This window comes from Streptomyces sp. NPDC046197 (assembly GCF_040646295.1).
In the GTDB taxonomy this organism is placed as follows: Bacteria; Actinomycetota; Actinomycetes; order Streptomycetales; family Streptomycetaceae; genus Streptomyces.
Window position 1 is genome coordinate 253286 of sequence record NZ_JBEYZY010000007.1, and the last position, 21397, is coordinate 274682.

General features: G+C 70.6%; 13 protein-coding genes. 9 read left to right on the plus strand and 4 right to left on the minus strand.

Annotated elements, in window-relative coordinates; genetic code table 11:
* Positions 1-174: 174 nt before the first annotated feature.
* The 3 genes from lat (at position 175) to AB0A61_RS13030 (ending at position 13952) form a co-directional block, all read left to right on the plus strand.
* Complete coding sequence (gene lat / locus AB0A61_RS13020) at positions 175-1542, plus strand: L-lysine 6-transaminase (protein ID WP_361290598.1); 1368 nt, start codon at positions 175-177, stop codon at positions 1540-1542.
* A 108-nt stretch (positions 1543-1650) separates the two neighbouring features.
* Positions 1651-12924 (plus strand): amino acid adenylation domain-containing protein, encoded by an 11274-nt coding sequence (locus AB0A61_RS13025; protein WP_361290601.1) that lies wholly within the window; start codon positions 1651-1653, stop codon positions 12922-12924.
* Between the two features lie 38 nt (positions 12925-12962).
* A complete protein-coding gene (locus tag AB0A61_RS13030; protein ID WP_361290603.1) occupies positions 12963-13952 on the plus strand; it encodes a 2OG-Fe(II) oxygenase family protein in 990 nt (329 codons plus the stop codon).
* A gap of 135 nt (positions 13953-14087) precedes the next feature.
* Here AB0A61_RS13030 and AB0A61_RS13035 read toward each other — a convergent pair whose 3' ends face one another.
* Entirely contained in the window at positions 14088-14339 is a 252-nt protein-coding gene (locus AB0A61_RS13035; RefSeq protein WP_361290606.1) for a hypothetical protein, read from the minus strand.
* 173 nt (positions 14340-14512) lie between these two features.
* On the minus strand, positions 14513-14911 hold the full coding sequence (locus AB0A61_RS13040) for a helix-turn-helix domain-containing protein (protein ID WP_361290609.1): 399 nt from the start codon (positions 14909-14911) through the stop codon (positions 14513-14515).
* Between the two features lie 241 nt (positions 14912-15152).
* Here AB0A61_RS13040 and AB0A61_RS13045 point away from each other — a divergent pair, with 241 nt between their 5' ends.
* The 5 genes from AB0A61_RS13045 (at position 15153) to AB0A61_RS13065 (ending at position 19773) form a co-directional block, all read left to right on the plus strand.
* Positions 15153-15368: a hypothetical protein gene (locus tag AB0A61_RS13045; protein ID WP_361290612.1), complete on the plus strand. Its 216-nt coding sequence runs from the start codon at positions 15153-15155 to the stop codon at positions 15366-15368.
* Positions 15369-15427: 59 nt separating this feature from the next.
* Positions 15428-15646: a hypothetical protein gene (locus tag AB0A61_RS13050; RefSeq protein ID WP_361290615.1), complete on the plus strand. Its 219-nt coding sequence runs from the start codon at positions 15428-15430 to the stop codon at positions 15644-15646.
* A gap of 133 nt (positions 15647-15779) precedes the next feature.
* On the plus strand, positions 15780-17696 hold the full coding sequence (locus AB0A61_RS13055; protein ID WP_361290618.1) for a hypothetical protein: 1917 nt from the start codon (positions 15780-15782) through the stop codon (positions 17694-17696).
* A 106-nt stretch (positions 17697-17802) separates the two neighbouring features.
* Complete coding sequence (locus tag AB0A61_RS13060) at positions 17803-18477, plus strand: hypothetical protein (RefSeq protein WP_361290621.1); 675 nt, start codon at positions 17803-17805, stop codon at positions 18475-18477.
* A gap of 369 nt (positions 18478-18846) precedes the next feature.
* On the plus strand, positions 18847-19773 hold the full coding sequence (locus AB0A61_RS13065; protein ID WP_361290624.1) for a Bax inhibitor-1/YccA family protein: 927 nt from the start codon (positions 18847-18849) through the stop codon (positions 19771-19773).
* Positions 19774-19900: 127 nt separating this feature from the next.
* Here AB0A61_RS13065 and AB0A61_RS13070 read toward each other — a convergent pair whose 3' ends face one another.
* Positions 19901-20128, minus strand: a complete 228-nt coding sequence (locus tag AB0A61_RS13070) for a DUF4287 domain-containing protein (RefSeq protein WP_361290627.1) — start codon at positions 20126-20128, stop codon at positions 19901-19903.
* A gap of 102 nt (positions 20129-20230) precedes the next feature.
* Here AB0A61_RS13070 and AB0A61_RS13075 point away from each other — a divergent pair, with 102 nt between their 5' ends.
* On the plus strand, positions 20231-20542 hold the full coding sequence (locus AB0A61_RS13075; protein ID WP_361290630.1) for a hypothetical protein: 312 nt from the start codon (positions 20231-20233) through the stop codon (positions 20540-20542).
* A gap of 7 nt (positions 20543-20549) precedes the next feature.
* Here AB0A61_RS13075 and AB0A61_RS13080 read toward each other — a convergent pair whose 3' ends face one another.
* Positions 20550-21341: a hypothetical protein gene (locus AB0A61_RS13080; protein ID WP_361290633.1), complete on the minus strand. Its 792-nt coding sequence runs from the start codon at positions 21339-21341 to the stop codon at positions 20550-20552.
* Between the last annotated feature and the right edge of the window lie 56 nt (positions 21342-21397).

Here is a 21397-nt window from a genome sequence, read left to right on the forward strand (position 1 = left end):
AAATCCTCGAAGAGAGTCCTGAGAGGGTTATGAGAGGACTGTAAGAGGGCTATAAGAGGCACCTAAGAGGAGTGCGGGTTAGGGTTGGGGGACTAAAATTCCAGTTCGCTGTATCGATGGCTCGAAGCGTTTTGACCAATGGCAATTCATCCTGCGCTACGGGAGTATTCGCACATGCGTGAACAGGGACGTTGCCCTGACTCCGGCCGTTCGGAAGCGGAATTAATTCAGCCCGGAGACGTGCATCGCACGCTCCGGCGACACCTGCTTGCAGACGGCTACGACATCGTTCTCGATTTGTCCGCAAGTTCCGGCACCCGGCTTCTCGACGCCGTCACGGGGGACGCGTATCTGGACCTCTTTTCCTTCTTTGCCTCGGCGCCGCTCGGGATCAATCCGCCCTGCATTGCCGATGACCCCGAGTTCTTGCGGGAGCTCGCCGCGGCAGCCGTCAACAAGCCGTCGAACCCGGACCTGTACACGGTCCCGTACGCCAGATTCGTCCGTACCTTCGCCCGCGTGCTCGGTGACCCGCTGCTGCCGCACCTGTTCTTCGTGGACGGCGGAGCGCTGGCCGTCGAGAACGCGCTGAAGGCCGCCTTCGACTGGAAGGCGCAGAAGCTGGGCCTCGGCGAGCGGGCCGTCGACGGACTCCAGGTGCTGCACCTGGAACGTTCCTTCCACGGGCGCAGCGGCTACACCATGTCCCTGACGAACACGGAGCCGGCGAAGACCGCCCGCTTCCCCAAGTTCACCTGGCCCCGGATCCCTTCCCCCGCCCTGCGCCATCCGCTGGCCGAGCACGCCCGGGCGAACCGGGAGGCCGAGCAGCGCGCCCTACGGGCCGCCGAGGCGGCCTTCCGCGCCGCGGACGGGATGATCGCCTGTTTCGTCGCCGAGCCGATCCAGGGCGAGGGCGGGGACAACCACCTGAGCGCCGGCTTCCTCCAGGCGATGCAGCGGCTCTGCCACGACAACGACGCCCTGTTCGTGCTCGACGAGGTCCAGAGCGGCGGCGGCATCACCGGCACCCCGTGGGCGTACCAGCAACTGGGCCTGCAGCCCGACCTGGTGGCGTTCGGCAAGAAGACCCAGGTCTGCGGCGTGATGGGCGGCGGCCGGATCGGCGAGGTCCCGGACCACGTCTTCGCCGTCTCCTCCCGGATCAGCTCGACCTGGGGCGGCAACCTCGCCGACATGGTCCGCGCCACCCGGATCCTGGAGACGATGGAGCGTACGCAGCTCCTCGACGCCGTCGTCCAGCGCGGCAAGTACCTCCGCGACGGCCTCGAAGCGCTGGCCACCGAGCACCCCGCCGTCCTGGGCAACGCCCGTGGCCGCGGTCTGATGTGCGCGATCGACCTGCCGGACGCAGGCAGCCGGGACGCCGTCCTGCGGCGGATGTACCGGGAGCACCGCGTCATCGCCCTGCCGTGCGGCGACCGCAGCCTGCGCTTCCGCCCGCCGCTGACCATCACCGAGAGCGAGATCGACCAGGCTCTCGAGGCGCTGGCGCGCAGCGTCCGGGCGCCCACCACCTGATGCACGACGGGTGGTCCGGCCAACGACAAGTTCTCTGACCTCGCGGCCCCGCGGCGGCCCCGCCACCGCCCCGCGTCGCACAGATACCGCACGACGGAGAGCCAACGTATGAAGTCAGCTCAGTACCCCACGACTGCCGCCGACTGGTCCGCCCGTATCGACGAGGCGTCGAGCGAGCGCTGCGACCTGGAGATGCTCCTCAGGGACGAGTGGCGCAACAAGATCGCCGTGCGGGACGACGACCCCGGTGTGCGGGCGACCAGGTGCCAGGACATGCTCGTCGACGGGCCGGACTACCTCTCACTGAAGAACGCGCTGAGCGACGACGGCGAGGTGTCGGTCGGCGCCTTCGCGCTGGCCGCGCTGCACAGCGTCATGCGGGCCTACGGCCACGGGAACCGTACGGTCGCCGCCCTGGTCGACGCCACCGGAACGGGCGGTGTGCGCCGGGCCGGTGTTCTTCCGGTCGTCGTCGACCACGTCGAGCAGGACCGGCTCACCTGCCGCGAGGCCGTGCGGGAACTCGACCGGGCCATGCGCCGCAAGGACGCGTACGTGGGTCCCGACGAGGTGCTCCAGCGCGGTCTGTTCGACGCCCTGCTCGTGCTCGCCGACCACGACGTGGCCCTGGCCGACCTGCCGTCGTCCCCGCTCCTGGTCGTCGTCCGGGACGTCGAGGCGGAGGGGTGCCTGCGGTGGACCCTGGCCTATGCGGGAGACCTGTTCGAGGACCGGACGATCGCGGGCGTGCTCGACGTCGTACGCGAAGTGCTCGGCCAGTTCGTCGGCCGGCCCGCGCAACGCGTCGCCGGCATCGAGCTGGTGTCGGAGGAGCAGCGGGAGCAACTGCACAAGTGGAACGCCACCGACGGGGACTTCCCGGAGGGCAAGCGGCTGACCGACCTGTTCGAGGACGCCGTGCGGCGCTCGCCGGACCGCACGGCCGTCGTCTTCGGCGACACCCGGCTCACCTATCGCGAGGTCGACGAACGGGCCAACCAGCTCGCTCACGGGCTGCTCGGCACCGACCCGGGTGTCCGGCCGCGCGAACTGGTCGGGATGTACCTCGACAAGAGCGACCTGGGGGTGGTGGCCACCCTCGGGATCTGGAAGGCCGGCGCGGCCTACGTCCCCTTCGATCCGGCCTACCCGGCCGAGCGCGTCCGTTTCATGGTCCGGGACACCGGCCTGTCCCGCATCGTCACCAACCGGCACCACGCGGCACGGCTCCGCGAGCTCCTCGGCCCGCGGCACGCCGGCGTGCGCATCATCGAGATCGAAACCGTGCTCGCCCGGCAGGACGCCGCCGGCCGTGCGGTGCGCCAGGCCCCGCGGCTGTCCCTGGGCAGCAGGGACCTCGCCTACGTCACGTACACCTCCGGCACCACCGGGGTGCCCAAGGGCGTTCCCAAGTACCACGACAGCGTCGTGAACAGCATCACCGACCTGTCCGAGCGCTACGACATGCGGCGGCCCGGCACGGAGCGCGTCGCGCTCTTCGCCTCCTACGTGTTCGAACCGCACCTGAGGCAGACCCTGATCGCGCTGATCAACTCCCAGACGCTGGTCATCGTCCCCGAGGAGATCAGGCTGGACCCCGACCGGTTCCCCGCCCACCTCGAGCGGCACCGGGTGACATACCTGAATGCCACGGGATCGGTGCTGCACCACTTCGACCTGCGGCGCTGCGCCGGTCTGAAGAGGCTGCTGCTGGTCGGCGAGGAACTGACGGCGGCCGGGCTGCGCCGGCTCCGCGAGCGCTTCTCCGGTCTGGTCGTCAACGAGTACGCCTTCACCGAGGCGGCCTTCGTCACCGCCGTCAAGGAGTTCCCGCCCGGCGTGACGGAGCGCAGGGACAGGAGCATCGGCCGGCCGCTGCGGAACGTGAAGTGGTACGTGCTGAGCCAGAACCTCAAGCAGCTGCCGATCGGCGCCATCGGCGAGCTGTACATCGGCGGATGCGGCGTCGCTCCGGGCTACCTCAACCGCGACGACCTGACCGCCGAGCGGTTCACCGCCAATCCGTTCCAGACGGAGCAGGAGAAGGCGCGGGGGCACAACGCCCGCCTCTACCGGACCGGTGACCTGGCCCGGGTGCTGCCGTCCGGCGAGGTCGAGTTCCTGGGCCGCAGCGACTTCCAGCTCAAGCTGAACGGCGTCCGCGTGGAACCGGGCGAGATCGAGGCGCAGGCGACCGAGTTCCCGGGCGTGCGCAAGTGCACGGTGGTGGCCCGTGAAGGAGCCGGCGGCCCCGGCGACCGCCATCTGGTCGGGTACTACACGACCGAGCCCGGGGCCCGGGTGACCGAGGAGGACCTGCTGGCCTTCCTCGAACAGCGGCTGATCCGCATCATGGTCCCCGCCCGCATGGTCCGGCTCGACGCCATCCCGGTCAACGTCAACGGCAAGGTGGACTGGCGGGCACTGCCCGAGGTGGACCTCGCCGGCCCGGGCCGGACCTCCGCGCCCTCCGGAGACGGGACGGAAGGCGGCACCGGCGGCGGCACCGGCGCTCTCCTGGAGGAGCTCCGCGCGATCTGGAGCGAGGTCCTCGGCGTGCCCGCGGCCCGGATCGGTGACCGCGACGACTTCCTGCGCCTCGGTGGCCAGAGCATCTCCTGCATCCTGCTCATCGCCCGAGTGCGGCAGCGGCTGGGCGTCTTCGTCGGCGTCGAGGACGTGTTCACCCACCGCACCCTGGGGGAGCTGGCGCACCACCTGGACCGGCAGCGCGGGCAGCAGCCGCAGCCGGATGCCGCGGCCACCGGCGAACCGGTGCAGGCAGAGGCCACCGGCGAACCCGCGCCGGACGAGGCCGCCGGACCTCTCCGGCTGCGCGCCAACGGCCTGCAGCAGGGCCTGCTGTACCACGCCCTGAAGCGCAGGAACGGCGACGACGCCTACGTCATGCAGTCGGTGCACCGCTACCGATGTCCCATCCGCCCCGACCTGATGAAGGAGGCGTGGCAGCACGCCCGGCGCAAGTACCCGGCGCTGCGGCTGCGCTTCGAATGGGCCGAGGAGCCGCTGCAGATCATCGAGCCCGACGACGGGCCCTTCGACTGGCGGTACGTCGACCTGAGCGAGGAGGCGGACTCCACGGCACAGGACGCCCGCATCAGGGAACTGCAGGAGCGGGACCGCACCGAGCCGTACGAGCCGGCCGAGGGCCGGCTGTTCCGGGTCTACCTGATCAGGCAGCGCGACGACCTGTACTCGCTGATCTTCAGCTGCCACCACCTCGTCCTGGACGGCTGGAGCCTGCCGGTGCTGCACGACGACGTGCACCGCATGTACCTGTGCCTGCTCCGCGGCGCCGCGATCGAGCCGGCCGTGGACACCGCGTACGTGGCGGCCCAGCGGCACTGGGAGGCACACCGCGACGACCACGTGGACCACTGGCTGGCGCAGATAGAACACATCGACGAGCGCGGCGACTTCGGCGGGCTGCTCAAGGAGGAGATCCGCTATCAGGTCGACCTGAGCGACTACGACCACGTCCGCGAGCACCGCACGAAGAAGCTCCGCCTGGGCGCGGAGCTGACCGCCGCCCTCAAGACGATGTGCGCCTCTCACTCCGTCACCCTGCACTCGGTGCTGCAGTTCGTGTGGCACAAGGTGCTCTACGCCATGGGCGGCGGGAACACCACGGTGGTGGGCACGATCGTGTCCGGGCGCAACCTTCAGGTGGACGACATCGAGAACTCGGTGGGGCTGTTCATCAACACCCTGCCCCTGGTCGTCGACCACGACGCCCAGGCCGCCGGAAGCGTCGGCGCGGCCATCGGCGACATCCAGTCCGCCGTGAACGCCATGAACAGCAGGAGCACGGTGGAGCTGGGCCGGCTGGAGACCGGCGGGATGAAGCGCCGGTTGTTCGACACCCTGCTGGTGCTGGAGAACTATCCGCGGCTCCTGGAGGAGGCCGAGGACCACGACGAACTGCTCAGCTTCGAGAAGGCGTACGACGCCGACAAGGTCGACTACCCGCTGGCCGTCGTGGCACGGGAGGAGGGCGACGAGCTGACAGTCACCCTGTGGTACGCCGGGGAGCTCTTCGACGACACGACGATCGACACCCTGCTCGACGTGACACAGAGCCTGTTCGCGCAGGTGGCAAAGGACGTCGCAGGGCCCGTCGACGCCCTGGAGTTCGTGTCGCCGGCGATGATCGAGCGCTTCGACGCCTGGAACCTTACGGAAACCGCGTTCCCCGCCGACAAGACCCTGCACGGGGTGTTCGAGGAGCGGGCCGCGGCCTGGCCGGAGGAGGTCGCGGTGGTGTACCGCGGCACGCGGCTGACGTACCGCCAGCTCAACGAGCGGGCCAACCAGCTGGCGCACCACCTCGGGTCGGTGGTGCGGGTGCGGCCCAACGACCTGGTCGCTCTGGTGGTGGACAAGAGCGAGCTGATGATCGTCGCGATCCTGGCGGTGTGGAAGACGGGCGCGGCCTATGTGCCGATCGACCCGGGCTATCCCGACGAGCGGATCGCGTTCATGCTCCAGGACACCGGGGCGCGCCTGGTGGTGACCAACGAGGCGCACGGTGAACGCCTGCGCGCCCTGAAGGCCGGGGCGGCGCCGCGGGTGCTGAACATCGAGCGGCTGCCCCTGGACGACCAGCCCACCGGGAACCCCGTCACCGCGGTCACCAGCACCGACCTCGCCTACGCCATCTACACCTCCGGCACCACCGGCAGGCCCAAGGCCGTACTCGTCGAGCACCGGGGCGTGGTCAACCTGCAGGTGTCCCTGGCGAAGCTGTTCTCGCTGGACAGGAGCCGGGGCGAGGAGGCGCTCCTGTCGTTCTCCAACTACGTCTTCGACCATTTCGTCGAGCAGATGACCGACGCGCTGCTCAACGGCCAGAAGCTGGTGGTGCTCGACGACACCATGCGCACGGACGCCGAGCGCCTGTACCGGTACATCAACGACGAGCAGGTCACGTACCTGTCCGGGACGCCGTCGGTGCTGTCTCTGTACGACTACTCGACGACGACCTCCCTGACCCGGATCGACGCGATCGGCGAGGACTTCACCGAGCCGGTGTTCAACAAGATCCGCGGCACCTTCCAGGGCACCATCATCAACGGGTACGGCCCGACCGAGATATCGATCACCAGCCACAAGCGGCTGTACGCGGTGGACGAGCGCCGGGCCACCAAGAGCATCGGCCACCCGGTGGCGAACACCACGGCCTATGTGCTCAACAAGTCCATGAAGCGGGTTCCGGTCGGCGGCATGGGCGAGCTCTACATCGGCGGTGTCGGCGTCACGCGCGGATACCTGGGCCGGGACGAGCTGACGGCGGAGCGGTTCGTGGCCAACCCGTTCCAGACCCGGCGGGAGAAGGCGTCGGGGCAGAACGCGCGCCTGTACAGGACCGGTGACCTGGTGCGGTGGCTGCCCGACGGAGAGCTGGAGTGCCTGGGCCGCACCGACCTCCAGGTCAAGATCCGCGGACAGCGCGTGGAACTCGGCGAGGTCGAGGCGGTCCTGTCGTCGTATCCCGGCGTGACCAGGTCCCTGGTGATCGCGCGCGAGCATCGGGGGACGGGTCTCGCGTCGGCGCAGAAGTACCTGGCCGGGTTCTGCATCAGCGACCGGGACCTCGACGAGCAGGACGTGAAGCAGTGGATGCGCGGCAGACTGCCGGAGGCCATCGTGCCCGCCCGCATCCTGCGCATCACGGACATCCCGGTGACCGCCAGCGGAAAGCTGGATGTGCGGCGGCTCCCGGAGACGGACTTCGGGCCGGGCGACAGCACCGAGTACGCCGCCCCCTGCGACGACGTCGAGGTCAGGCTGTGCGGTATCTGGTCCACGGTGCTCGGCGTCCCGCCGGACCGCATCGGCGTGCACGACGACTTCTTCGCCCTCGGCGGCGACAGCATCCGCGCGATGGCGCTCGCGCAGGCCATCACCACCGGCTTCGGCCGCGGCCTCGGCGTCTCCACGGTGCTCCAGCACACGACCCTCGGGGCACAGGCCCGGCACATCCGGGACACGGCCGCACGGGCGGACGGCGAACCCGCCGAGCAGGCGGCCGGACGGGCCGGTACGGCGACCGGACGGCCCCCGGTGTCGCTGGCACAGGAACGCCTGCTGTTCATCGACGAGTTCGAGGGCGGCACCGCCGCCTACAACATCCCGTTCGCCCTCCGGCTCCCGGTGACCGGCGCCGTGTCGCCGGACACGGTCGTCCAGGCCCTGCGCACGCTGGTACGGCGCCATCCCGCGCTGCGCACCCTGCTCCGGACCGACCAGGACGGCGTCCGGCGGCAGTACACGCTGCCGCCGGACGAGGCCCTGACCATGTTCGACCCGGCGGTGCACGTCGTCGCCGGCACCACCGAGCTGGACGAGCGGCTCGTCGCGAGCGCCGAGCACGTCTTCCGCCTGCACGAGGAACTGCCCGTCCGGGCCGAGCTGTTCGACCTCGCCACGGACACCGACGGCCTCCACCTGGGCATCGTCTTCCATCACACCTGCTTCGACGGCTGGTCCTGGAACGTGTTCCGCCAGGAGCTGGTGGCCCTGCTGCACGGCGTGCCCGAGGCGGACCTCGGCGGCAGCCGCGGCACGTACGCGGACTTCGCGGTGTGGCAGCGTCAGTATCTGACGGGCCGGCGGCTGTCGGAGCTGAGGGAGTTCTGGACCCGGACGCTGGCCGGGTTCGAGACGATCAGGCTGCCGCTGGACCGCCCGCGCCCCGCGCGGTTCGACTACCGCGGCCGGGAGATCGAGTTCGGCCTGGACGAGCCGACCACGGAGGCGCTCAGGTCACTGGCCCGCTCGGCACGGGTGAGCCTGTACAGCGTGCTGCTGGGCGCGTGGTGCCTCGTGCTGCACGTGTACACCGGTCAGGACGACTTCGTCGTGGGGACCCCCACCGCCAACCGCGGGCGTCCGGAGTTCGACCGGACCATCGGGTTCTTCGCGAACCTGCTCGCGCTGCGCGTCCGGGTCGACCGGGAGGCGACACTGACGGACCATGTCCGCTCGGTCGGTGAGGACGTCGTCGCGGCGCAGGTGCACGGGGAGCTGCCGTTCGAGCAACTCGTCAAGGAGCTCGACCTGGAGAAGGACCCGAGCCGTCACCCGGTCCTGCAGGTCAACTTCACCCTGCAGAACGTCACCGACCGCGCCGGGGACGCCACGGCGCCGGAGCGGGGCCCGGCGCCGATCGACCACCGGCCGGACGCCGGGGGCCGGACGGCCACCAAGTTCGACCTGTCGGCCACCCTGACCGAGACCTCCGGCGGACTCACCGGCAACCTGACCTATGCCGCGTCCCTCTTCGACGACGCGAGCGCCGACGGGTTCATCGCCACGTTCCGGCACGTCCTGGCGGAGTTCGCCCGGCTCTCCTCGTCCGCGGACCGGGTGAGGGTGGCGGACGTCACCTGGCTCGACGAGGCGGGCCGGGCGGAGCTGCCGGCGAACGCCGAGGCCCAGGCAGAGGCCGAGACCGCCGCCGCCCCGCCGCCCTCCGCGGCCGGTACGTCGGCCCGTCCGTCCCGGACGCTCCACCAGGTGTTCGAGGAGCGGGCCGCCTCCCGGCCCGAGGAGGTGGCGGTGGTGTGCGGGGGCACGCGGCTGACGTACCGCCAGCTCAACGAGCGGGCCAACCAGCTGGCGCACCACCTCGGGTCGGTGGTGCGGGTGCGGCCCAACGACCTGGTCGCTCTGGTGGTGGACAAGAGCGAGCTGATGATCGTCGCGATCCTGGCGGTGTGGAAGACGGGCGCGGCCTATGTGCCGATCGACCCGGGCTGTCCCGACGAGCGGATCGCGTTCATGCTCCAGGACACCGGGGCGCGCCTGGTGGTGACCAACGAGGCGCACGGTGAACGCCTGCGCGCCCTGAAGGCCGCGGCCCAGCTGCCGACGGTGGCCGTCGACCGGCTGCCGATGGGCTACCGGTCCACGGAGAACCCCGTCACCGCGGTCACGAGCGCCGACCTCGCCTACGCCATCTACACCTCCGGCACCACCGGTACACCCAAGGCGGTACTCGTCCCGCACCGTGCCGTGGACAGCTTCCGGGAGGAGGTGAGCGCACGCCACTTCGGGACTCCCGGCACCGCACGCGAAGGCGTCCTGTTCCTGGCCAACTACGTGTTCGACTTCTCCGTCGAGCAGTTGGCGCTGTCGGTACTGAACGGCCACACACTCATCGTGCCGCCGGACTCACCCGCCCACGACGACGCCTTCTACGACTACGCGAACCACGCCGAGCTGACGTACCTGAGCGGCACGCCCACGCAGATCCAGCAGTTCGACCTGTCCAGGCTGACGCGTCTGCGGTGCGTGCTCGTCGCGGGCGAGGCGTTCCACGAGCGCCACTTCGAGAAGATCCGCAGCGAGTTCTCCGGCCCGATCGTCAACGCGTACGGCACCACGGAGACCGCCGTGTACAACACGGTCCGGCGCTTCGGGCCCGGCGAGCGCCACCGCAACGACCTCGGCCGGCCACTCGGCAACACCCGGCTGTACGTGCTCGGCGACGCGATGAAGCCGCTGCCCCGCGGCGCGGTCGGCGAGCTGTACCTGGCCGGCGAGTGCGTCACGGACGGATACCTGAACCGGCCGGAGCTCACCAGCGAACGGTTCCTGCCGAACCCGTTCCGCACCGAGGCCGAGCGCCGTGAGGGCAGGTACCCGGTGCTCTACCGGACCGGCGACCTCGTCCGGCGCACCGCCGGCGGAGAGCTGCGGTACCTGGGGCGCAACGACGCTCAGGTGAAGATCCACGGCCTGCGGATCGAACCCGGTGAGGTGGAGGCGGTCCTGGCCGGCTGCCCGGGCGTGCGCGAGTGCGCCGTCGTCGCCGCGGCGGACGACCGTTCGCCGGACGGCAGGCGGCTGGTCGGGTACTACGTGGCGGACGGCGAGGCGGACGAGGAGGAGATCCACGCCACCCTGAGGGCGAAGCTCATGCCCGGCATGGTGCCGTCGCTGCTGGTGCGCATGGACCGGCCGCTGCCGATGACCGTCAACGGCAAACTCGACACCAAGGCGCTGCCGCAGGCCGGTCTCCCGGCGCGCCGGGCGCCCTACGCGGCTCCGCGCAACCGTACCGAGGCCCGGCTGTGCCGGCTGTGGAGCGCGCAGCTGCCCGGGGGCACGGTCGGCATCGACGACGACTTCTTCCGTTCCGGCGGTGACAGCATCGGGGCCCTGCACCTGGCGAGCCGGGTGCAGCGGGAGGTCGGGCGCAAGGTCGGCGTCAAGGACGTCTTCGACTTCCCCACCGTGCGGAAGCTGGTCGACAACGTGCTGAGCCGGCCGGCCGGCGAGCACGGCTCGGACGGGGACCGGCACGAGGAGCCCGAGCAGGGCTCGCTGCGCGGCGACTGCCCGCTGCTGCCGGTCCAGGAGTGGTTCTTCGCCAAGCCCCTGGTGGACCGCGCCTGGTGGAACCACAACTTCGCCGTCAGGACACCGCCGCTGGAGGTGGCGAGGCTGCGTAGGGCCCTGGCACGGCTGGCCGGCCACCATGACGCGTTCCGGCTGCGGTACTCCGGGTTCGACGCCGGTGCAGGAGAGGTCACCCAGACCTACGCGGACGGCGACCCGGGCGTCGTCCTGCACGAACTCGACGTGAGCGGCCTCGGGGAGGAGGAGGTCGGCAGGCACCTCGCGAAGTGGCAGAGCGGTTTCGACCTGGCGCACGGCCCGACCGCCTGCGCGGCCTACCTGCACGGTTTCGCCGACGGCGGCGCGAGGGTCTGGTTCGCCCTGCACCATCTGATCGTGGACACCGTCAGCTGGCACATCCTCGCGCAGGACCTGGAGATCCTCTACCACGGCGGTGAGCTGGAGGAGAAGACGGGCAGCTACCGGCAGTGGGCCCGGGCGCTGCGCCGCTACGCCCCCGACGAGGACGAGCGGCGGCTCTGGGCGGAGATCGGCCGGGGCCTGGCGGCGGCGCCGCCGAGCGAGCTCGCACCCGCCGGGGACGGCACGGTGACCCACCGTGAGGAGTTCGCGCTGAGCCCGTCGGACACCCGGACCCTGCTCACGGAGGCCCACTTCGCGTACGACACCACCATGAACGAGTTGCTGCTCACGGCGACCGGACTGGCGTTGCGGTCCGTCACGGGCCGGGCGACCAACCACGTCACGGTCGAGGGACACGGCCGCGAACGGTTCGAGGGAGCGCCCGACGTACGGGACACGGTCGGATGGTTCACGACGATGTACCCGCTGGCCCTCGCGGTGGACCCGCAGGACCTGGGAAGCAGCGTCCTCAGCACCCGGCAGGCCTGCCGGCGGGTCCCGCACCACGGCGTGGGCTACGGCGCGCTCTTCGGACGGTACGGCGGTGAGCGGGCGCCGCTCGCGCCGGTCGCATTCAACTATCTGGGGCGGTTCTCCGACGGGGAGCGGCAGGCACCGGACGGGGCCGCGGGCTGGCGGCTGGAGGCGGCCACGGCGGGCAGCAACGTCTCCGGCCGCAACCGCGGAGCGGACCAGTTCGCCGTGGACGTCACCATGCGCTGCACCGGCGACCGTCTCGTCACGGTGGTCGACAGCCGGCTGGACCGGTCCATAACCCAGCGGTTCACGAGCGAACTGAAGGCGTGGCTGGAGCAGTTGGCCGCGCACACCGTGGCCGCGTCGCGCGGCGGCGCGCGTCCCGCGCAGGCGGCCCCGCGCACGACGTCCGGGGACGACTTCGAGCCGTACATCCTCGTCGAGGAGGACAACGCCGAGCGCACCCTCTTCGTCTTCCCGCCCGGTGAGGGCGGTGCGGAGAGCTATCTGAGCAACATCGCCCAACGGCTGCCCGGCCACCGGCTCGTGCTGTTCAACAACGTGCATCTGCACTCGCCCATGGGAAGCTTCGAGGAACTGGCCGAGTACTACCTGCGGCACGTGCGGCAGTTGCGGCCGTCGGGGCCGTACAGCTTCCTCGGCTGGAGCTTCGGCGGGGTGCTCGCCCTGGAGGTGTCGTTGCAGCTGGCCCGGGCCGGCGAGAAGGTCGACAACCTGTTCCTCGTCGACTCGTACTTCGGTGTGCGGCAGGCCTCGGCCGCCATCGGGCTGCCCGGCGTCCGGGACATCCTCGATCCGATCAACTACCACTACACGCCGGGCCGGACGGACCTGGAGCGGCTCGGCGCGTGCATCGGGAACCTGGTGATGTTCAAGGCGGGCGAGCCGAACGACATCGTCCTCAACGACCACCAGCGCCGCCTGTTCGAGTTCTATCAGCGGTCGCCGTACAACGGCCTGGACACGCTCCTGCCGGCCGAGTCGATCGAGGTCCACCTGCTGCGCGGGGAGACCCATCACTCGTGGGTGCGCAACGAGCGCCTGGTCGCCGGCATGTGCGAGCGCATCTCGGCGTCGCTGCCGGATGCCCGATGAACAGGCCGCCTGTCCACGCGAAAACCACGGAGGGTGCCATGCCCATTCTGATGCCGTCGGCAGAGGTTCCGACGATCGACGTCTCACCGCTGTTCGGTGACGACGCGAACGACAAGACGCGTGTCGCGCAGGAGATCAACAAGGCGTGCCGGGGGTCCGGCTTCTTCTACGCCGCAGGTCACGGCATCGACGTCCAGCTGCTGCAGGACGTGGTCAACGAGTTCCACCGGACCATGACCGACGAGGAGAAGCACGCCCTGGCGATCAACGCGTACAACAGCAACAACCCCCGTGTGCGCAACGGCTACTACATGGCCGTCAAGGGCAGGAAGGCCGTCGAGTCCTGGTGCTACCTGAACCCGTCGTTCGGCGCGGAGCACCCGATGATCCGGTCCGGGACACCACTGCACGAGGTGAACATCTGGCCGGACGAGGAGCGGCACCCGGGCTTCCGGTCCTTCTGCGAGCGGTACTACTGGGAGGTGTTCGGGCTGTCCAAGGTGCTGATGCGGGGAATGGCACTGGCCCTGGGCAAGCCCGAGGACTTCTTCGACGACCGGTACTCGCAGGCCGACACCCTGTCCGCCGTGTCGCTGATCCGCTACCCGTACCTGGAGGACTACCCGCCGGTCAAGACGGGCCCGGACGGCACGAAGCTCAGCTTCGAGGACCACCTGGACGTGTCGACGATCACCGTGCTGTTCCAGACCGAGGTGCAGAACCTCCAGGTCGAGACGGTGGACGGCTGGCAGGACCTGCCGACGTCCGGGGACGACTTCTTGGTGAACTGCGGTACCTACATGGGGTACCTGACGAACGACTACTTCCCGGCGCCGAACCACCGCGTGAAGTTCGTCAACGCCGAGCGGCTGTCCCTGCCGTTCTTCCTCCACGCCGGGCAGAACACCGTGCTGGAGCCGTTCGCCCCTGAGGGCACCGGCGGCAGGGAGCTCAACCCGCCCATCTCGTACGGCGACTACCTCCACGACGGATTCCACGCGCTGATCGCCAAGAACGGCCAGACCTGAGACCTGAGACCTGGGCCCAGGGGGCCGGTCCGGCGAGTTGCGTCCGGCCGGGCCGGGGCGCGGAGGACCGTTCGGTCACCGCGCCCCGGCCGGTTCGGTTCTGTCGGATTCCTGCGTTCTGCCTCCCTCGCGCGGTCAGCCTTCGTAGAGCGTCAGTACGGCGCCGTCGACCTCGATCCGGCGTCCCGCGCGCATGCCGTTGCGGCGAAGCGTCTCCAGGCACTTGCGGAACAGGACCAGTTCGTCGGCGTCCAAAATGGCGGCGGCCAGGTCCAGGAGCTCGGCGAGCGCCTCGTCGGTGAGTACCTCGGGCAGCTCGCCGGACAGCAGAACGACCGATTCTCCGGCGGGCCCTCGGACCACGGCCGTGGTCGGTCCGCCATGCACGAACAACACATCTCCCCCTGGGAGCCCGGGGTCGTGCGGCTCTCGCGCCTCGGGCAGACGAGAGACTAGCGGCGGATCTCGACGGTTTTCGGGCCGTCTGCATTCTTTTTCCGAGATGGCGGGAGTTCGGCCATCCGGTGTCACCGGACGGTCGCGCCGCGGTGCCGGCCCGGTCACTTCTCCCGCGAGGAGCGGTCCAGCAGCGACTCCACCAGCGCGGCCACATGGCGGCGGTCGTCCGCCGACAGTTTCTGCACACTGGCGATGAGCACGTCGACCTCGGGGTCGGCGGAGCGGAGGACCACGCCGTCGGCGGCCGGGTCCGAAGCGGGACCGTAGACGTGGATGCCGCAGGCCTCGGCGGCGGCGCGGCGCACCGTGTCCAACGACAGCTCCAGCCCCTTGGACAGCCCCTCCAGGGTGGCCGGCTGGGGCATGCGGACCACGCGCTCGGCGGTGGCCAGGTGATAGACCGTGGAGCGGGGGATGTCGCCGCGGCGCGCCACGTCGCCGTAGGACCAGCCCTTGTGGTCGAGGCGCTCACGGATCAACTGCTGCAGTGCGTTGGCCACTGATGGTCACTTCCTGCTCGCCGCCTGACGGAACCCACGGAATCCCTGCACGTAGCGCCCGATTCTACGGGCGTCCGCCCGAACGGCCGAGAGGTGGATTCCCGGAACGGGTTGCGCGAGGGGTGCGCGAGGCCCTAGTGTCCAATCTCGTTGGACAGCTCGTCCGACCAAGTTGGACAGAGTCCGGGGGGAACCTGACTCGGTCCGACCGGAAATGTCTATCCCTGAGGGGGAATCGATCATGATGGACGCCCACGAGCTTGAGGCCGAGTCCGCGGAGCTGCTGCCGGGCCGTGAGGCCCTCGGCCGTCTGAAGTTCAGCTTCGGCAAGACGGTCAACGTCACCAAGCACGTCGCCAACATCTCGGCGCACAACGAGTCCGCGGCCCTGAACGACCACTCCGCGTGGTCGGTGGCCGACTCCGGTGCCGGCCAGACCATCAGCGTCTCGCAGTAACGCCCGCCTCCAGCCGAACCCATCCCTGAAGACCCGAAACACCCGAAAGGACATCCGTCATGAGCATGGACATGCACGAGCTGGACACCGAGTCCGCGGAGCTGCTGCCGGGCCGTGAGGCCCTCGGCCGTCTGAAGTTCAGCTTCGGCAAGACGGTCAACGTCACCAAGCACGTCGCCAACATCTCGGCGCACAACGAGTCCGCGGCCCTGAACGACCACTCCGCGTGGTCGTCCGCCGAGTCGCAGGCCGTCCAGAGCATCACCGTCAACCAGTAGCGGCACCGCCGCCACGACGGCCACGGGGGCGGATCGCGCGGGGGGACACGACGCGGTCCGCCCCCGAAGCACCGGGGGAAACGGGGCGGGTGGGGCGAGGGGGAGGACTGGCAAGGACGTGGGGGGAGACCACATGACGGTGCTCGGAGACGGGACCGCGGCGCTGTACGACACGGGGCCGGTCCCGGGACCCGGCGGCTGGCCGGTGACCTACGAGCAGGTGGCGACGGGCAGCCTGCCGGTGATCGAGGCGCCGTCGCCGCTGGTGCCGCGGCTGAGCGCGGGGTTGCAGCTGCACGGCGAGTACCAGGGCTCCGGTTTCACCGAGCCCAAGTACATCGCCCGTCGGGGGGACGGGCAGGTCGTGCAGCTGTCGCGGCTGCTGTACCTCGTCGCCTCGTCCATCGACGGGAGCCGCGACGTCGAGACCATCGCCCACCGCGTGAGCGCCCGGTTCGGCCGGGAGGTCAGCGGCGACAACGTCCGCTACCTCGTCGAGAACAAGCTCGAACCGCTCGGCGTGACGGTCCCGGAGGGCCAGGAGAGCGAGGAGGTCGACGCCCCGCGCTCCGACCTGCTGCTGGCCCTCAAGGGCCACCGGGTGATCTTCAACGAGCGCCGTACGGCGAAGATCGCCCGGGCCCTGTCCTGGCTGCACCGGCCGGCCGTGGTCGTCCTCGTGCTGGTCTCGGCGCTCGTCATGGACGTCTGGCTGTTCGGCTTCTTCGGGGCGATCGAGCCCGTACTGGAGGTGCTCGACCAGCCGGTCCTCATCCTCATCGTCTTCGTCCTCACCGTGGCCTCGCTCGTCTTCCACGAGTTCGGCCACGCCTCCGCCTGCCGGTACGGAGGCGCCCGCCCCGGATGCATCGGCTGCGGGCTCTTCCTCATCTGGCCGTCGATGTACACCGACGTCACCGACGTCTACCGGATCGGACGCGCGGGGCGGCTGCGCACCGACCTGGGCGGCGTGTACTTCAACGTCGTCTTCATGCTGGCCATGGCCGGGGCGTACTTCGCCACCGGGGCACAGTTCTTCCTGGCCACGGTCTACCTCGGGCACTTCGAGATCCTGGAGCAGCTGATGCCCGCCGTCCGCCTGGACGGCTACTACATCCTGGGCGACCTCGCCGGGGTGCCCGACCTGTACGGCAAGATCAAGCCGATCCTGCTGAGCCTGGTACCGGGGGCCAAGGGACAAACGGCCCGCCGGGAGGTCGCGGGGCTGAAGAAGTCGGCGCGCGCCATCGTCGCCACCTGGGTGCTGACGATGGTGCCCCTGCTCGTCGGCGAGCTCGGCTACGCGCTGTGGAACCTGCCGCGGATCATCGCCACGATGACCCGGTCGCTCACGGAGCAGCTGGTCGGCACCGGCGCGGCGTTCGTGGACGGGCGCATCGTCGAGGGCCTGGTCGGGGTGATCGGCTGCGTCATGTTGCTGTGCCCGATGGCCGGCGTGATCTATCTGTCCGTCAAACTGGCCGGCCGCATCCTCCGGGCCGCGAACCGGTCCACGGCGGGCCGGCCGGTGCTGCGGGTGGCGCTGTGCGCGGTCGCGCTGGCCGGTCTGACGGGGCTCAGCTACGCGTGGGTGTCCGGGCTGACCCCGCAGCCGCTGCCGAAGAAGCCGCCGATCGCCCCGATCCTGCAGCCCGGGGTGTCGACACAGGAGCCGGGACCACGGCACGCGTCGACGCCCGACGGGCCGGCGTCGGACGGTGCGCGGGGCGGGGCGTCGGTGTCGCCGTCCGGGCCGGCGGGCGCCGCCGGGTCGGCGAGGCCGGGCCACAGTCCCTCGGGCGCCGCGTCCAGCAGCGCGTCGGCGTCGGCCGGGGCGTCGGCGTCGGCCTCGGGGAAGCCGAGTTCGTCGGTGTCCTCGCGGCCGACGAGCAAGGGCACGGCCGGGTCGCCCGTGCCGTCGTCGTCCCCTGGCGGGGGCGGTCCCGCGCCGGAGCCCTCGCCCACGCCGTCGGAGAGCGTGCCGGTGTCGCCGCCGGCGAGTCCTACGCCGCCGCCGGTCAGTGAGTCACCAAGTCCGGTGGCGTCCTGAGAGGCGCCGGCGAGTCAGCGCCGGCCGGTGCCGGGGCCGGGTCGCGCCGCCGCACGACTGCCCGCGGATCACGCATACGTACCTCTCTATCCACCGCAGGAGAACCATGAACGTCCATCGCAAACCACGTTCCTCCACCAGGCCGTTCACCCAACGGGCCGTACGCATCGGCCTGTTGGCCGCCGGTGTCGCCGGGGTGGCCACAGCGGTGCCGGCCCAGGCCGCCACCGCCGCGCCGCACGCGGCCGTAGCGTCGGACCACGTGTTCACTCATGCCGACCGGGCGCACCACACGCAGGCGGAGGACTCGTTCACCGTCCGCCAGTTCGGCACGGTCAACGCCGCCGCCGTACGCAACCAGGCCAACGCGGTCTCCGCCGGATGCTCGGCCGACGACGCGTGCCGTTCGGTGGCACTGTCCTTCCAGATCGTCACCATCGCCGGGGAGCACACGCACCTGAACGCGGTGAACCTCAGCGACGCGGCGAACAAGAAGTGCACCGGGTGCCAGACCCTCGCCGGGGCCTACCAGTTCGTCGTGTCCACGCCGTCCCCGTTCACCCTCGACGACACGGCCCGGCGGCAGCTCGCCGACATCCATCGCCGGCTGGACGAGCTGACCCGGTCCTCGCTCCCGGCCGCCGACCTGAAGTCGCAGGTCGACGGTCTCGCCGCCGAGGTAACCGGCGTCCTGCACGACGCGGCGGCGCACGCCCCCAAGGGCGGCGCCCAGCCCGAGGTGACCCTGCACCGCCAACTGGACGGCTGGCCGGGCCACTGACCGCGCCGTAAGCCGCTCCCTCCTGGTCGGCCGCCGTGCCCGCGACCTCTGCTCGCGCGGGCCCGGCGGCCGGCCGCTTTCGCGCCGGGACCGTGTGACGGACCCGGTCCGGGCGGTGTGACGGACCCGGCTCGGACGGTGTGCCGGGCCCGGTCCGGGCCGCGTGCCGGGCCCGGTGATCTCCGGCTGATTCCGGACGTGTCGCAGGTTGGTCATGAATGGGGGCGCGCATGGCTGGGAATCACCCGCCCGCGTAGCGTGTTCGCCAGCAGGACGAGGGAAAGATCCTCCGCAGGTATTAGGATCGATCCTTTGCCTTTCCATTACTCTTGAGGCCAAGGCTGCGCCGTGCGGCCACGGAGGAGTGAGATGAGGAGCAGAAACCCGGTCTTCTCGCGACGGGGGTTCAGCCGCGACAACGGCTACGCGGGCTTCGGCACCGCGCCGCAGGCCGGGGGCCCCGCTGTCGGCACGCAGGGCAATCCGTATGCGCAGGGCAACCCCTATGCCCAGCCGAGCGGCACCCCCTACGCGCAGAACCCTTACGCTCAGAACCCCTACGCCCAGCAGGACCTGCAGTACGGCGCGCCGCCGCAGGCCCCGGCCACCACCGGCCGGATGACGATGGACGACGTCGTCGTGCGCACGGCCTCCACACTCGGTGTGCTGGTCGTCACCGCGGCGCTCGCCTGGGCGCTGCTGCCGGTCGACAACGCCCACATCAGCCGGTCCTACGGCCTCGGGGTCGGCGCCGCGCTGATCGCCATGGTCCTGGGCTTCGTGCAGTCCTTCAAGCGCAAGGCCTCGCCCGCGCTGATCCTCACCTACGCCGCGTTCGAGGGCGTCTTCCTCGGCGTCCTGTCGAGCATCGTCGACAACCGCATCGCCAGTGGCGCGGCCATGCAGGCCGTGATCGGCACGATGGCGGTCTGCGCCGCCGTGCTGGTGGCGTACAAGGCGGGCTGGATCCGCGTCAACCGCCGGTTCTACGGCTTCGTGATGGCGGCCGCGCTCGGCTTCGTGCTGCTGATGGCGGTCAACCTGCTGTTCGCGGTGTTCGGCGGCGGTGACGGCCTCGGCTTCCGCAGCGGTGGCCTCGGCATCTTCTTCGGTGTCGTCGGCATCATCCTCGGCGCGTGCTTCCTCGCCCTGGACTTCAAGCAGGTCGAGGACGGCATCGCCTACGGTGCCCCGCGCGAGGAGGCCTGGCTCGCGGCCTTCGGCCTCACGCTGACGCTGGTGTGGATCTACATGGAGTTCCTGCGGATCCTCGCGATCCTCAACCAGAACGACTAGGGCCCGCCCACGCGAAAGGGCCCCGGGCGCTCATGCGGCTACCGCCGCGTGGCCCGGGGCCCTTCGTCGTATCAGCACGTCGTCGTGTCAGCGCTGCTCCACACCGACCTGATCCCCCGGACAGGCCCTAGAGCAGTTTGCGCGCGGCCCTCCTCAGGTCGTACTCGTGAATGATCGCCTTGGCGTGGCCGTACGCGAGGTTGTGCTCGGCGCGGAGCCAGCTGACCTTCTCCTCGAAGCGGAGAGCGGGGCCTTCTTCGACGGTGCGCAACCAGTCGGAGACTTCACGACCGGTGCAGTGGGGGATACGGGCGAGCAGATTGCGATGGGTCTCTTCGGAGAAGACTTGGGACATCGGCGCCTCCGGACGCATTCGATGAAGCCGGTCCTTCACGTCACCGTGCCTGAGTGTTGGCGTATTGGCAACAGTCCTGCTGCGACGCGTAATCTCGCGGGCGTGGTTGACACGACACCTCTGACCCGTGCAGTGGATCACTTCGCCGACCGTCTCCGGGCCGCTCCACAGAGCCGGCTGCAACGCAGCGCGGCGGGCGAGGCGCTGGGCCTGGCCCGGGAGATGGCCCGGCGGGCGCAGCTCAGGGAGGACCCCGCGGCCGTGCCCCGCGAGATGCCCGACGCCGGGATGTTCGCGGTCGCGGACCAGGTCACCGTTGCCGCGCACGATCTGGCGCTCGTACTGGACAGCGAGGCCGAGGTGGAGGAGGCGGTGCGGCTGGTGGAGGAGGCGCAGAAGCGCGCGGGCGTCTGACGGCCCGCTACAGCGAGGCGATCACCCGGTCCGCCAGGATGTACACGTTCTCCTCGCCGCAGGCGAAGGTGAGGGCGTAGGCGCCGGAGACACCGGAGCCGCCGAGCAGGACCGGGCTCTGGCCGGCGCGCAGTGCGGCGGCCAGGCGCTCGGCGGTCTCACGGTGGCCCGGGGTCATGCACAGCGTCGTGCCGTCCGCGAAGACGTAGACGTCCAGGGTGCCCAGCGGGCCCGGCCGTACGTCGGCCAGCTCCACCCGGGAGTCGGCCAGCTCCTCCAGCGTGGCCACCGTGCGCTCGTGGTCGCCGGCGACCGGCGACGGGGACGGGGTGAACTCCGGGTGGGAGGGGTGGCGGCGGCGGGCCGCGGCCAGCTCCGGCGACTCCCCGGAGTACTCGTCGGCCTCCGGGCCGGTCTCGGTCACCGGTTCCAGGTGCTCCAGGCCCGTGAAGTCGGCCTGGCGCGGCAGGAACGGCTCGTTGTCGGGCAGGCCCAGCAGGGTGGGCGCGTCCGCCGCGTCACGGGCCTCCTGGGCGGCCCAGAACGCCCGGGCCTCGGCCAGCTCCCGCTCCCGCTCCTCGGCGAGCGCCTGGGCCACGGCGGCCCGTATCTGCTCGGCGTCGGTGTGGTTGCGGGCCGCGGGCAGGAGGGCGCGGGTGGCGGCGGCGTGCTGCTCGGCGAGCTGGGCGTGCAGGGCCGCGACCTGGCGGCGCAACACCATCAGGGTGCGCAGGACGGCGACGCCCACGGCGCCGGTGGCGGCCGTGGTGAGCAGCAAGGCGATCGGCATGGCGCTCACTGACGTACTCCCGGGTTCAAGGTCGACCCCCGACTTCCTACATCAGCTTGAAGGGC

Coding starts and splice junctions, on each gene's coding strand:
- lat (WP_361290598.1), top strand. CDS start 175: ATGCGTGAACAGGGACGTTGCCCTGACTCCGGCCGTTCGGAAGCGGAA.
- AB0A61_RS13025 (WP_361290601.1), top strand. CDS start 1,651: ATGAAGTCAGCTCAGTACCCCACGACTGCCGCCGACTGGTCCGCCCGT.
- AB0A61_RS13030 (WP_361290603.1), top strand. CDS start 12,963: ATGCCCATTCTGATGCCGTCGGCAGAGGTTCCGACGATCGACGTCTCA.
- AB0A61_RS13045 (WP_361290612.1), top strand. CDS start 15,153: ATGATGGACGCCCACGAGCTTGAGGCCGAGTCCGCGGAGCTGCTGCCG.
- AB0A61_RS13050 (WP_361290615.1), top strand. CDS start 15,428: ATGAGCATGGACATGCACGAGCTGGACACCGAGTCCGCGGAGCTGCTG.
- AB0A61_RS13055 (WP_361290618.1), top strand. CDS start 15,780: ATGACGGTGCTCGGAGACGGGACCGCGGCGCTGTACGACACGGGGCCG.
- AB0A61_RS13060 (WP_361290621.1), top strand. CDS start 17,803: ATGAACGTCCATCGCAAACCACGTTCCTCCACCAGGCCGTTCACCCAA.
- AB0A61_RS13065 (WP_361290624.1), top strand. CDS start 18,847: ATGAGGAGCAGAAACCCGGTCTTCTCGCGACGGGGGTTCAGCCGCGAC.
- AB0A61_RS13070 (WP_361290627.1), bottom strand. CDS start 20,128: ATGTCCCAAGTCTTCTCCGAAGAGACCCATCGCAATCTGCTCGCCCGT.